This is a genomic window from Thermococcus aggregans (assembly GCF_024022995.1).
GTDB lineage: Archaea > Methanobacteriota_B > Thermococci > Thermococcales > Thermococcaceae > Thermococcus_A > Thermococcus_A aggregans.
In genome coordinates, this window is the sequence record NZ_CP099582.1 from 1059435 (window position 1) to 1071454 (window position 12020).

Genomic DNA, 12020 nt, shown 5'->3' on the forward strand with positions numbered 1-12020 from the left:
CTCTCATAATTTATGTCGTATCGCTTCAGAGTTTTAAGCTTTTTATGTATATACATTCACATATACACAAAACATCATAAAACATTGTGTTATAAAATGTTGTTGGGAATTTATGTCATATTTGTCTTGGCTATAAAAATAAAAAAGTTGCAAAACTGCAAAAAACGGAATTATTATGTTGGTATTATAACCTTAGAATAAAAACAAATTAACAAATTTGTCTTTGGAAATCAACATTATTCTGATATTTTAATCAGTTGATGGTCTTTCTGTAATAGCGCAATTACTTTTTTGAAAAACTTCGCATTCTCTAGGATTTTTTCCGTGCTTTCTTTGATTGTTGAATAGGGGACATTGAGGAGTCTTGACACTGCATAGGGTGGCAGTTTTGTGTAGAGTATCAGATATGCTGTCAATATTGTTCTTTTTATGTCGTGTTCTCTGTTAAGAGGAGTGTTTGTTAGGTCATTAAATGTGCTGTTACATGCTTTGCAGTAATATCTCTGGGCGCCATTTTTAAGTTTTCCGAACTTTACCACTTGAGGGCTACCACAATAGGGGCATTTAATTCTGCTATCCTCGCCGAAGACGAATTTTTCTTACGATTTTTATTATCTCCTCTTCTTCTAATTCTATGAGCCTTAGGAAAATGCTATTTTCCAATTTTTCACTCATTTTCCCTCACCTCCTATTGTCTATTATTCTAACTATGAACAAGACTATCTACAAGCAAGACTACGAGGAAAGAAAGTTTAAAAATTTACCTAATTTGTTATTATTAGTAACAATTTCATGTTTTTGGTGATAATAATGTTATATATTAATTGCCAAAAATATTTTAAAGTGTCCAGTTAACTCCATGATAAGTTGCCTTATTGTAGTAGCTGTGATCTCTCTCAACACGATTTCGTATTTATCTAACTTTTTGTTACTTTATTTCGGGTTAGGGGTTATAAATTTTTGGTTGTTGAGGGGTGGAGCATTAAGTTTTCCGTATTTTGATCTTAATAATAGGGTTTAACCGAAGTTATTTTGAACTCGTGAGTGTTCTTGCAGTTTTTGTAGAAGTAAGACTTTTAATTGGCCGTTGGGGATTATAGTTCAGGAACATAGGAGAAAGTATCAACTTGTAGCCAAAAATTGCTCTACTATAATTTGCTTATTTCATTATATAATTTGTTTATTTCGTTATTCGTACCGTAAACTATTTAATAATGTTGGTATACGCTGATAGCAGGGTTAATACCCTTCTATTCCTGGAGGTGTGCAAAAATGAATGGACTCTTTAGAGTCCAACTCTTAATTAAAAGGCATTATGATGAAGCTGAAGAAGGTCGTATCTATCCCTCTTTGCTCGTTGTAGCAGCTAATCCAGAAAGAGCCAAAGATATTGCCGTAGAATATTTTAAAGCAGAAGGCTTTAGCGAAAAAGAAATTGACATTTTGGATGTGAAAGAGCTTGATATGGAGTCTGAGAGAGTTATTGGAGTTTACATAGGCTGAAGAAACTACAACAAATCTTCTTTTGTTCCATTGCTTTTTGGGTGCATTTTCTGGCCTAATAAACTCCTTAGCATTTATTTTCGAGTATTCCTCCCCAAACTAGGAGGTTAGATCTATGTTGAGCAAAGTTTATATCTTCTTAATTCCTATTTCTATTCATGTTTGGAGAGCATGAGCTGAAAACTAAGTTCATCAAAGTTGGTGATAAAAAAATTCACCTTCTCGAGGAGAGTGAGAATCTAGTAAGATACCGGCGGGACGATGTGGAGAGGATAATCAAAAATAACGGGGAAAAGCTTAGAGTCCTTCCAGCCCCGGCAACTGGCTACGGCGTAAGGCTTCTCATGGTAAAGTTCAAGGAGCCTCTTATAGTACCTCCCCACGATTCTCTAACAGGATTTATTGAGGCCCCGATAGAAATAGACGTTAAAGTCGGTGGGCTGAGCGTAGACCACTTCATAGTGGGCAGGGAGAAGTACGCCCTCTATGGCAGCCTGGAGGCGGGTGTAATCTGTCGCTATCACGTTAGTCCATTCTACGCGAAGGAGCCCGGCTCGATAGGAGTGGCGAAGCTCATTGTTTCAAACCCCTCCCCTGACTGGAAGTCCCTCGAGAGGGTCGTGATCCCGATAAGTGGAACTCCCATGTACTACGAGAGCACAAAAGCTTACTACCCTCTGCTGATTGTAACAATAAAAGACCACAGCCCCGAGGTCAACAACACCGGAAAGGCTCCCAGAGAGGGCCTAAACATGGTAGGAGAAGGGTTATCTCTTCCAAACTTCCTGATGAGGTGGTGAGAATGAACGCAACGGTAAACTCTACATCATTCTGGGAGCAGGGTCTTCTCGGGGAGAATCTATTTCTTACCATGACATTGGGTGCGCTCGTAAAGGCTCTTTTAATCCTTGTGATAGGTCTTCTGATAGCAAAGCTTCTCAGGAGGTACCTCCTTAACCTGTCCAGAAGCACCAAGTACGTATGGATAATTAACGAAGACACCGCCTCAACGCTGCACAACTTAATAGTGGTTATAGCGGTTGTTTACAGCCTCGATGCCCTGGGAGTGCTCTCCTATGAAATCGCCGGGACGAGCATAAGCAACCTGTTAACCGCTTTTCTGGTGTTTTACTTCTCCTATCTTCTCGCCAAGAAGTCAAAGGACTATATGATAATGAGTTCTTCCCGGCAGAAGCTCCCGGAAGTTCAGGTTAAGGCGAAGCTCTTCTACTATCTGATAGTCACGTTAGCATTTTTCATAGCCCTCAACATAGCGGGCCTCACCGGCAGGTTGACGACGCTTTTAGCTGCGGCGGGAATAACGGGTATTGTCCTCGGTTTTTCGGCACAAACTGTCGTTTCAAACTTCATCTCGGGTATATTCATGTACTTTGATAAGCCCCTCAAGATAGGCGACCCCGTGGAAGTTGCCGGCTATTCGGGGATTGTCCATGACATCAGAATCCTCTCCACTAGAATAAGGACGTGGGATGGTCTTCTCGTGAGGATCCCAAACGAGAAGCTCTTCAACAGCGAGATAAAGAACCTCCAGAAGTACCCGGCGAGGAGGGTTGACATAATAGTGGGCATAGCCTACAAGGAAGACGCCCAGAGGGCTATAGATGTTATAAAGAAGACCCTCGACGAGATGCCATATGTCCTCGCGGAGCCCGAGCCGACGGTCTTCGTGGACAGCCTTGGCGACAGCAGCGTCAACATAGCCATTAGGGCATGGGCGCCGAGCGAGAAGTGGTTCGACGTGAGGACTCAGATAGTCCAGAGGGTAAAGAAGGCACTCAACGAGGCCGGAATCGAGATACCGTTCCCGCAGAGGGTCAACTGGTTTGCGGAGGAGTTGAGAGTAAAGGTAGAGAAAGAAAACTAAGCTCTACTCACTTCTTCTTTTCTATCAGCGCGTAGAAGAACCCTATCGTCCTGTGCCTGTGGGGCCAGGCCCTTATCGTCCCTTCTAGGAAGCCTGGGTCATAGAGCCCTTTAAGTGGGATAAGCTTCGCGTCTTTGTGCTTTTCAAGGAACCACTTTACAACCTCTTCATTTTCCTCAGGAAGCATCGAACACGTTGAGTAGAGAAGCCTTCCGCCGGGCTTCAGGAGTTTCCAAGCACTCTCGATGAGCTCTTTCTGGAGCTGAACAACCTTTGGAATGTTCTTCTCGCGGAGGCGCCACCTTAGTTCGGGGTTCTTTGATATCGTCCCGTCGCTCGTGCAGGGCGCATCGAGGAGAATCTTATCGGCGATTTCTTCCCCTAGAATATCGGGGGCCTTCCTACCATCTGCTTTTATAGTCTCGGCAATCTCAATGCCAGTGCGCCTAAGAACTTCTTTCATGCGCTTAATCCTCGCCGGGTCAATGTCAAATGCATATATTTTCCCCTCGTTTTTCATCAGCTCCGCCATGTGGGAAGTCTTTCCACCGGGGGCAGCAGCTAGGTCAACCACCGTTTCTCCGGGTTTTGGATTAAGAATAATGGAAGCAACAGCTGATGCTTCTTCTTGAGGAATAGCCCATCCCTTATTGAAGAGCCACTCAGGGTTGAAGGGATCGAGGATTCTGAGAACTGTATCAACCCTCTCGCTCCTCTCGACCTTGACTTTCTTTCTCTCAAGGTAGCTCTCAACTTCCTCAACGCTTGCCTTTAGGCGGTTAATGCGTATGCTCGTCGGAAGAGTCTCGTTGAGTGCCTTGAGAAGTTTCTCCGCTTCCTCGCCGAGGAGTTCCCTCATACGCCGTATGAACCATTCCGGAAACAGATAGTCCCACTTCAGCCTTTTCTCCTCGCTGTCAATTATGGGTACGTATTCGAGGATTTTCGGGAGGAGGTCATAGTAATAATAGCCCACAAAGGGGTGTGTTTTCTTTGATAAAAACTGAGCGAGACCTTTCAAATGCTGCCGTGTCTTTTCGCTTGGGTTTCTGAAAATAGCTATTTCAATGGCAACTCTCAGCGTAGCCCTTAACCAGGGGTCAAGAATTAAGGGCGAAACACCGACGAGCTCCTCGATTACCTCATCTATTAGTCCGAGCCTGCGCTGAATCGAGTAGAAAATCCCAGTTAGCTTGGAGTTTTCCCAGCCTTCAATTTTATACTTTGAGAACGCCTTCCTCTTGGCCTGCTGAGTCGGCTTTATTGCCTCGCTTAGTAGTACTGCCTCAATAAGTGCATAGAGTTGCCTGTCGCTTAACTTTAGCTTTCCCATCTCAATCCCTCTCAAAGCGGTAAATGTCAACTAAGATTCTTTCAAGCCTCTTTCGGTGAAAGAAGAACTGTGCGGGAATCTCAAACGAAAGGGTTAATCGGTGGGTAATTTTAAAGCCGTTATCCCTTACGAAGGCTTCAATGAACCTCCTAACTTCTTCTTTGGCGAGGTGAATGGAATAGACAACATCGCTGATTTCAAAAGCCTTGAGCAGGAAAGGTCTGTCTGCCTTGGGGTTTTGGCTGCCGAAGGGAGGGTTCATTATCACGGTGTCGACTCTTACATCAAACTCCTCCACAGATGCTTCTATAAACTCAATATTCTTGATGTTTAGTGTTTCTGCATTTTCCTTTGCTATCTCAAGAGCTTTTTTGTCTTTTTCAACTGCGTAGACCTTTTTAGCCCCCATTAAGCTGGCACCTATGCTTAAAACTCCAGTACCGGCTCCAAGATCGGCTATAATTTTTCCTTCAATGTCGCCCATTGAGTGTGCTAACCACAGCACTTCGGCGGCTACATTTCCCGGGGTTTTATACTGCTCAAACTCGGGTTTAGGCTCTTCAAAACCCCTCAAATTTGAGAGTGTCATTGCAAGGTGCTTTTTCTTCATTCTATCACCTATAGCCCGCAATACGGAGAAGTTCATCCAATGTCATGTTGAATTCAAGCCCTTCTATACCAAACATCGTGCCGGCAGTAGTCAATATAAACATTATCACAACTAACCCTATAATGAACCCAAACTCTGCAGTGAAGGCCACGAGAATAGCTTCCCTAAACCCCAGCTTCAGCAATTTTAAAACTCCAAAAAGCACCAAAACTCCAAGAAGGGAGTTTATTCCAAGAGAGACTGCAACGCCTAGGATAGCTATCGCTAAGATCGAGTAACTTCTCAGTTCTTTATAGGTGAAAACCTCTAAGGCTGTTTTCAGGAAGAGGTAGTATAGGGTGATGAGGAGAATGTAAATCCCGGCATCTACAAAGTTCATGATAGGAAATTAGGAAGCAGAGCTTATAAAGACTTTGGAAGCTTGAGGCTTATTCCCATAGGTTCGTCTTGAACCCTCTTACCCCCGGTGATTTCATCGAACTCGTAATCCTCCCTTAGTCCAAGAAGAATTTCAAGCTCTCTCGGAGTCAGCACAGGTTTTCTCCAGTTCTCAACGTCATCTATGGGCACTCTCGGGCAGGCAACCACTACATATGCATCGAAGTCAAAGCCTTCTAAAGCTTGGTAGCTTATGTGGTTCATCACTATTAGCTGAGCATCTTTTCCATGCTCTTTCAGGAGTTTCACAATTTTTCTGGCCTCCCCAAGTCTTAGCTGACCTTTTTTTGTACTCGTTATTACCCCGAACTTCTTTGCATCGTAGGCTTTGGCTATTTGAGCCCAGCGCTTTCTAATGAATCTTTCCGCTTCTTTGTCCACCCATATTGCATCTCCGCTGTAGGGGTTTATCGCCAAAGTAGGCTTCTTTGTGGCTAAAGCTACCCCAACGGGATGAAAGTATCCAGCCCCAATGAAAAGAACTCCTTCAGCTTCTACTTTTGCCGCAGAGAAGTTGCACCCCAAAACTTGGCCGGGAAAAGATACTCTTCCGTCTCCTTTGCCTACTTTTACCTCGAACCCTTCCTTTTCGAGAAACTCTTTTGCTTTGTTTAACTCTCTTATGTGCTGGACTGTCGTAACTAACGCTATTTTCTTCCCAAGCTTTTTAATCTCGCCGAGGTTTTTTGATAGTGCCTTAACTACGTCAACTTTTGCAAAAGCGGGAATGAAAATCATTGGGACTTCAAGGTTAAGGGCCATGTAGGAATGACCGAGATGAATCAGGGCATCGCATCCCAGCATTTTTGCCTCTCTATCAGCGGGGTCACAGGCACCGTAATTGATATCCCCACTTATTAAGCTCTCTATACCGTTTTTCTCAAGAAAATCTGCCAGATACTGCGCCTCTTTCTTAAGCCCCTCGGGAGTTTGAATCAAGACCCTTTTTGCATTTAGCTCTCTCAGCTTTTCCAAAACCTCTCTCTCGTGAAGCTCATGCATAGGCTCACCATTCCCTTCAAAAACGAAATTCTTTTAAAGGTTTAGTCCCAACAATACCTCGAACTTCGAGGTATGGTGATAGAAATGAGAAAGATAATGCTGTTTCTGGTACTCTTGATTATTAGCACTTCCATTGTCTCAGCTGAAAAGCCCTATGATGAGGTTGCTGAGGCAACTTTCGAGGCATTAAAGAGTGGTAACTACTCCATTTTGCAGCCTTACCTTGACGATGCAATGAGGACAGCTTTTAGTGAAGAGAAGTTCAAAGCCTTTAGAGATGATTTGATTTCAAAATACGGGGAACTTAAGAGTTACAGCTTCATTAAAGAGGGACAAGCTTCTGGATTTATCCTTACCTATTATAATTTCGAATTTGAGAGGGCAGAAGTTACATTAAGGCTCGTCTTCAGAGAGGTAAATGGCGAGTACAAGCTTTCTGGCATATGGATCGATGCAATAAATTCAAAGAAAGCTGGCATTCCACTAGGTGTTGCAGTCTTGTTTCCAGTTTTGGGGGGCTTTTTAGCTTTGTTGACATTCTACATACTGGGCTTTAGAAAAATAGGTGTTGCAGAGATTATCTTGGGTATTATACTTGTTGCAATAACTCTTGGAATTCAGCCTTTAATCCAGAATGCTCCATTTTTGGCAATGAGCATAAGATCGAACTCCGATATAATTGCAAAAGGGACGGCCTTTGTGATCCTCACAGCAATATGGCTTGGCTTCGTTGCAGGATTTTTCCAGGAGAGCTTAAAGTATGGGCTCTCAAAGGGCAAATACCTTAACGAGGCACTTTTCATCGGTATTGGCTTCGGAGTTGGTGAAGCAATATTAGTTCCCGCTTTACAGGCGATTCAGCTTTCTGCTTTGGGAGGAATTACTCCTCAGCTCAGCACTGCTTTTGTGTCCATGCTTGAGCGCTACTTGGCAACACTCTTCCACGCTGGAACAACCGTCGTTTTGGCATATTCATACAAGAACGGCTTTGGAAAGAAAGCCTTATTGAGTTTAAGCATCGTTCATGGTATTATTGATACCTTCGCTGCCTACTATCAATTCAAGCCCTCCGCAGTAGTTTTGGTCATAACATATGTGCTCCTATTGGCGGTCTCACTTTTCCTGCTCCACTATGGACTGCCAAAAGTGAAGGAGGAGAGGGAGGAAGAGAGGATTGTTTGGTAACCCCAAAAAGAAGGCTTTGGAGAAATTCAGAAAAGAAATCAGAACGGGAATATATGCTTACTTGGTGCTCTCTTTCTTAGAAAAGGAGAAGACTCACGGCTATGCATTAAGAAAAACCTTTGAAGAACTTAGCAATGGAGAATTTATGCCCAGTGAGAGCACCCTATACAGAATCCTCAGAACCTTAGAAAAGTACGGGCTTATAAAAGGCGAATGGGAGGAAGTCAGAGGAAGGGTAAGAAAGTACTACGAGATAACTCAATCGGGAAAAGAAGTCCTTGAAGAGTTGAGAAAAGAGATCGAGCTCGTGAAGAAGGTGCTTGAAAACAGCTTTTGAATTTTCTTTCATAAAATCTCTTTTAAACTTTCTATTATTCTTTGGTGGGTCAAATGCTGAGAAAGCTTTTCAGCCAGTGGAAGGCAAAATGTCTGTTTGTTAGAGCGATAGAAAAGTGACGGCTTGAAAGGAAGAAAAACAAATTTGAGGTTAAGAGGAAGCTCAGCTAGTCGGTCCTTTCATCATTCTATCAGCGACGGGTTTGGTCATCACAGCATCTTTTTCACTTCTTCCACGACATTCTCTATGGGAACCTTCGTCTGTTCTCCGCTTTCCATGTTCCTTATCGTAACTTTTCCTTCAGCGAGATCTCTCTTTCCGAGGATTATAACGACTTTTACTTCTATGCTGTTGGCGTAGTTAAGTGCCTTGCTCAATTTTCTTCCCTGAAGATCGTACTCTGCTTTGATCTTTGCTTTTCTCAACATCTGAGTTACTTCTATTGCCTTTTTCTTTATTTCGAGGTCATCCCCTATGTAAGCAACAAACACATCGCTGCCGACTTTAAATTCCGGTAAAAGACCCTTGCTCTCAAGTATTGGGATTAATCTCTCTATGCCAATTGCAAAGCCCGTTGCAGGTGTGGGCTTTCCACCGAAGACCTCAATCAACTTATCGTACCTTCCTCCGCCGCCTATTGAGCCAATGCCAAGCTCATTGGGGGCAATCGCTTCGAAGACTATGCTCGTATAGTAGTCAAACCCTCTGGCTATTCCAAAGTCTATCAGTGCGTAGTCCTCAACGCCATAAGCTTTTAGCAGTTCAAAAAGTTCTTCAATCGTTTTCAGCTCTTCTCTTGCGGTCTCACTTTCAAAAAGCTCATAGGCTTTTGGTAGAACATCATCGGGCTTACCCTTCAGTTCTATTAAAGCAAAGACTTTCTCTATTCCCTCCTCACTAAGTCCAAAGTTTTTAAGGCTCTCTATAAATTCCTCTCGCGTTATCTTGTCCTTCTTATCGATAAGTCTCATAAGTCCAACATCGTCTTTCACACCGAGCATTTTTGCAAATTCGTCCAAAAGGACTCTATCTCCTATGTTAACTGTGAACTCCTTCAAGCCGGTGTTGAGGTAGCTTTCTATAAAAAGAGCGATGACTTCAGCATCTGCTTCTATGTTTTGCGATCCAATGAGCTCAACTCCCGCCTGCCAGAACTCCCTTAGCCTTCCGCTCTGTGGCTCTTCGTAGCGGAACATGTTTGCTATGTAATACCACCTTATTGGTTTTGGAGCATTTTGAAAAGAGTTCACAAAAAGTCTTGCAACGCTTGAAGTTAAATCTGGCCTAAGGGCGATGTATCTTCCTCCTTTGTCTTCAAAAGCGTATAACTGTTCAACGACTTCTTCCCCACTCCTCAGCTCAAAGAGCTTCGTGTACTCAAAGGTTGGCGTCAGTATTTCCTTGAATCCATAAATCTCAAAAACTTCTCTTATTTTCTCAAATACGTATCTTCTTTTCACCATATCCTCGGGAAGTAAATCTCTCGTCCCTTTAACACGCTGGATTCTATCCATCTCTCTCACCTACCAATTAAGGATAGAGGGGAAGTTAAAAAGTTGTTGATGCCATAAGCTTTAGGAATATGCCTCCAACGCCTTCTACCATCATTTGGGCTCCAATTGCCATGGTAAAGAGACCTATTATTCTGATAAACACACCGAGCGTCGTTTTGCTTATGTTTTCAACTGCATAGAGGGTTATTATCATTATGAGGGCTGTTGTCAATATGGCTATTACGATGGCTAGGGCAGAGACTTCTATGCCATATTCTGCTGTTAGAGTTATTGCAGTTGTAATTGCTGCTGGACCTGCTATTAAGGGCGTAGCGACCGGGACAGCGGCTAAAGCCAAGATATTCTTCTCCTTCTTTAGGGTTACCATACCACCGCCTTCAAGCGCTTCAAGACCTATCTTGAAGAGCACAAAGCCTCCGGCAACCCTTAGGGCGTTTAAATCTATGTGAAATATATCCTGCAGTATTATCTTCCCAGCCAGAGCGAATAGAATTAATAGGAAGAATCCTATGAGGTTAGCCCTCACTATGAGCTGTTTTATATCTTCTATGTGGAAGTCTTCCCTAAGTAGGCTAACCAGAAGTATTTTATCGCTTGGGTCAATCATAATTATCATAAGCAATGCAGAGCTGAGGACTTCTCCTATCATACGCCTCGAAAAGTTTTCAAGGAATGTTCCTTATAAAGTTATGCGATGATGAGACCGGCACTGAATGATCGATGATTGACACTCGGTTGTCTGAGCATCATAGAAAAGTTTATAAACTCCCCCAAGATGAGTAGTGATTGAGGGCTGGGCTGTAGGGTCCCGCGGTAGCCTAGCCTGGGAGTGGCGGCGGACTGTAGATCCGCAGGTCCCCGGTTCAAATCCGGGCCGCGGGACCACCAAAAGTTTCTAAGGTCTTTGAGAATGCTTGAGATTCTGGAGTTCAACCATTAAACGTTCTACGTCTTGGAGGATTTCTTTTAAGTTTTGTTCGATGTAGTTTATCCGCTCCTCAAGGGTTTCTAGGCTTTCAAGTCTAGCTTCAATGAACTCAACCCTTTTTTCTAACTCCAGCACCTTACTCTCTAAGTCTTCCATTGGTTCTCCCCTTTAAGAATTCCCTTCAATCCTATTCAACCTTGCGGAAAAATAATAAAGCAATTCATGCTATCCGATAGCATGTATTCGAGGATCATTGCAATATTCCTTGTAATTATCTCCATTGCCAGCGGGTGTGTTTCATCCCCTAAAGTATTGCCGAGTTCATCACTAACTCCAACTGAAACGTGTGAAGAGATTGATTACTACTTTCTGGACTCTGCTATAGAATACGCAATAACTCCTGAGGAAATAACGGCTCTTCTTCCGATTGCGAATAATCTAAAAGGAGAGAGCATAAAGGAAGATGTTTGGAGAATCCTTGAGTGGGAAGACGGGAATATAAAGTACGATTTTGAGAAAGCATCTCTCCCGCCGGCAAGAATAACAACCTATCCGACAGGAAAAGTTGAGATAAACGGAGGGTCAAAAATACAGCGCCCTTCGGAAACTATAAGCACTGGAAAAGGAATATGCACTGACTACACGGTTTTAACACTTGCACTGCTGTTTGCAATGAACTACAGTGAAGCCTATGCCCTTGAAATAAATTTTGAAAACGACAAAATCGGCCATGCTACAGCTCTGGTAAAGATTAATGGAAAATTCTTTGTTTTGGATCAAAAGCCTCCTGTTATGGATTTGGGAAGTTACTACTTACACTGGAAGAATGTTGAAGGAAAAGTAATTTCAAATGCTACCCTCTACAGAGTTTTGTGGAGTAATGGAACAAACGTCGAAAAAATTGGAATCCTATATCCTTCAGATTTTCTAAAAGAGGATTACACTTTCACAAAGTTTGATGCAAACAGGCTGGCACTTGGACTAATAAAAATGATGGAGAGCGAATTTCCAAACCTGAAAAAAGATGAAAACTTAAAGAATGATAGGCTCATGGGTTATTCATCCGGAAAAAGGTGGTTAATGACTTTTCCAAATTTTGCTATGTACTATAATCCAGAGTTCCACGAACAGTTTGTTAGCTACATTTACTCTCGCTTAACAAGCACTCCCGAGGTTTTGACGGATCTAAGTGAGTACGAGTACTTCTGGGTAACTGTAGAAGCTAAAGAGGACGACCTTGAGATAGAACTTGTCCTAGCGAGGAGATAATCAAAAATCTTTTAAC

Annotated in this window: 13 protein-coding genes, 1 tRNA gene and 1 pseudogene; 7 read left to right on the forward strand and 8 right to left on the reverse strand. The window is 42.9% G+C overall.

Annotation, left to right across the window (positions count from 1 at the left end):
* Positions 1-443 precede the first annotated feature (443 nt).
* Positions 444-563: pseudogene (locus NF865_RS05960) on the reverse strand (transposase); the annotation flags it as partial.
* A gap of 709 nt (positions 564-1272) precedes the next feature.
* Between NF865_RS05960 and NF865_RS05965 the strand changes: the two are divergent.
* The 3 genes from NF865_RS05965 (at position 1273) to NF865_RS05975 (ending at position 3388) form a co-directional block, all read left to right on the forward strand.
* Positions 1273-1503, forward strand: coding sequence for a hypothetical protein (locus NF865_RS05965; RefSeq protein ID WP_253303868.1), 231 nt, complete (start codon positions 1273-1275; stop codon positions 1501-1503).
* A gap of 158 nt (positions 1504-1661) precedes the next feature.
* Complete coding sequence (locus NF865_RS05970) at positions 1662-2303, forward strand: DUF432 domain-containing protein (protein ID WP_253303869.1); 642 nt, start codon at positions 1662-1664, stop codon at positions 2301-2303.
* A gap of 2 nt (positions 2304-2305) precedes the next feature.
* Positions 2306-3388, forward strand: a complete 1083-nt coding sequence (locus tag NF865_RS05975; RefSeq protein ID WP_253303870.1) for a mechanosensitive ion channel family protein — start codon at positions 2306-2308, stop codon at positions 3386-3388.
* Between the two features lie 7 nt (positions 3389-3395).
* Here the strand turns inward: NF865_RS05975 and NF865_RS05980 are convergent, their stop codons facing one another.
* From NF865_RS05980 to dph2, 4 genes are read right to left on the reverse strand one after another with little or no spacing between them, the layout of a single operon-like run.
* On the reverse strand, positions 3396-4721 hold the full coding sequence (locus tag NF865_RS05980; protein ID WP_253303871.1) for an RsmB/NOP family class I SAM-dependent RNA methyltransferase: 1326 nt from the start codon (positions 4719-4721) through the stop codon (positions 3396-3398).
* A 1-nt stretch (position 4722) separates the two neighbouring features.
* Positions 4723-5331 carry an METTL5 family protein gene (locus NF865_RS05985; RefSeq protein ID WP_253303872.1) on the reverse strand — a complete coding sequence of 203 codons (609 nt, stop codon included), beginning with the start codon at positions 5329-5331 and terminating at the stop codon, positions 4723-4725.
* A 4-nt stretch (positions 5332-5335) separates the two neighbouring features.
* A complete protein-coding gene (locus NF865_RS05990; RefSeq protein ID WP_253303873.1) occupies positions 5336-5710 on the reverse strand; it encodes a hypothetical protein in 375 nt (124 codons plus the stop codon).
* Positions 5711-5733: 23 nt separating this feature from the next.
* Positions 5734-6771, reverse strand: coding sequence for a diphthamide biosynthesis enzyme Dph2 (dph2, locus tag NF865_RS05995; RefSeq protein ID WP_253303874.1), 1038 nt, complete (start codon positions 6769-6771; stop codon positions 5734-5736).
* An 84-nt stretch (positions 6772-6855) separates the two neighbouring features.
* Between dph2 and NF865_RS06000 the strand changes: the two genes are divergently transcribed.
* The gene (locus NF865_RS06000) at positions 6856-7956 is read left to right on the forward strand and encodes a DUF3887 domain-containing protein (protein ID WP_253303875.1); all 1101 of its coding nucleotides are present in this window, start codon (positions 6856-6858) and stop codon (positions 7954-7956) included.
* A complete protein-coding gene (locus tag NF865_RS06005) occupies positions 7946-8293 on the forward strand; it encodes a PadR family transcriptional regulator (RefSeq protein ID WP_253303876.1) in 348 nt (115 codons plus the stop codon). Before NF865_RS06000 ends, NF865_RS06005 begins: the two co-directional genes overlap by 11 nt.
* A 209-nt stretch (positions 8294-8502) precedes the next feature.
* Here NF865_RS06005 and hisS read toward each other — a convergent pair whose 3' ends face one another.
* Entirely contained in the window at positions 8503-9807 is a 1305-nt protein-coding gene (hisS, locus tag NF865_RS06010) for a histidine--tRNA ligase (protein WP_253305583.1), read from the reverse strand.
* A 34-nt stretch (positions 9808-9841) separates the two neighbouring features.
* On the reverse strand, positions 9842-10456 hold the full coding sequence (locus tag NF865_RS06015) for a MarC family protein (protein WP_253303877.1): 615 nt from the start codon (positions 10454-10456) through the stop codon (positions 9842-9844).
* A gap of 158 nt (positions 10457-10614) precedes the next feature.
* Between NF865_RS06015 and NF865_RS06020 the strand changes: the two genes are divergently transcribed.
* A tRNA-Tyr gene (locus tag NF865_RS06020) sits at positions 10615-10692 on the forward strand.
* 10 nt (positions 10693-10702) lie between these two features.
* Here NF865_RS06020 and NF865_RS06025 read toward each other — a convergent pair.
* Positions 10703-10891 (reverse strand): hypothetical protein, encoded by a 189-nt coding sequence (locus NF865_RS06025; protein ID WP_253303878.1) that lies wholly within the window; start codon positions 10889-10891, stop codon positions 10703-10705.
* Between the two features lie 81 nt (positions 10892-10972).
* On the opposite strand from NF865_RS06025, the gene NF865_RS06030 reads away from it, so the two are divergent.
* Complete coding sequence (locus NF865_RS06030; protein ID WP_253303879.1) at positions 10973-12004, forward strand: transglutaminase-like domain-containing protein; 1032 nt, start codon at positions 10973-10975, stop codon at positions 12002-12004.
* Positions 12005-12020: the final 16 nt, after the last annotated feature.

Excerpts from the sequence above, each read along its gene's own strand:
- NF865_RS05965 (WP_253303868.1), top strand. The coding sequence starts at position 1,273 with ATGAATGGACTCTTTAGAGTCCAACTCTTAATTAAAAGGCATTATGAT.
- NF865_RS05970 (WP_253303869.1), top strand. The coding sequence starts at position 1,662 with ATGTTTGGAGAGCATGAGCTGAAAACTAAGTTCATCAAAGTTGGTGAT.
- NF865_RS05975 (WP_253303870.1), top strand. The coding sequence starts at position 2,306 with ATGAACGCAACGGTAAACTCTACATCATTCTGGGAGCAGGGTCTTCTC.
- NF865_RS05980 (WP_253303871.1), bottom strand. The coding sequence starts at position 4,721 with ATGGGAAAGCTAAAGTTAAGCGACAGGCAACTCTATGCACTTATTGAG.
- NF865_RS05985 (WP_253303872.1), bottom strand. The coding sequence starts at position 5,331 with ATGAAGAAAAAGCACCTTGCAATGACACTCTCAAATTTGAGGGGTTTT.
- NF865_RS05990 (WP_253303873.1), bottom strand. The coding sequence starts at position 5,710 with ATGAACTTTGTAGATGCCGGGATTTACATTCTCCTCATCACCCTATAC.
- dph2 (WP_253303874.1), bottom strand. The coding sequence starts at position 6,771 with ATGCATGAGCTTCACGAGAGAGAGGTTTTGGAAAAGCTGAGAGAGCTA.
- NF865_RS06000 (WP_253303875.1), top strand. The coding sequence starts at position 6,856 with ATGAGAAAGATAATGCTGTTTCTGGTACTCTTGATTATTAGCACTTCC.
- hisS (WP_253305583.1), bottom strand. The coding sequence starts at position 9,807 with ATGGATAGAATCCAGCGTGTTAAAGGGACGAGAGATTTACTTCCCGAG.
- NF865_RS06015 (WP_253303877.1), bottom strand. The coding sequence starts at position 10,456 with ATGATAGGAGAAGTCCTCAGCTCTGCATTGCTTATGATAATTATGATT.
- NF865_RS06025 (WP_253303878.1), bottom strand. The coding sequence starts at position 10,891 with ATGGAAGACTTAGAGAGTAAGGTGCTGGAGTTAGAAAAAAGGGTTGAG.
- NF865_RS06030 (WP_253303879.1), top strand. The coding sequence starts at position 10,973 with ATGTATTCGAGGATCATTGCAATATTCCTTGTAATTATCTCCATTGCC.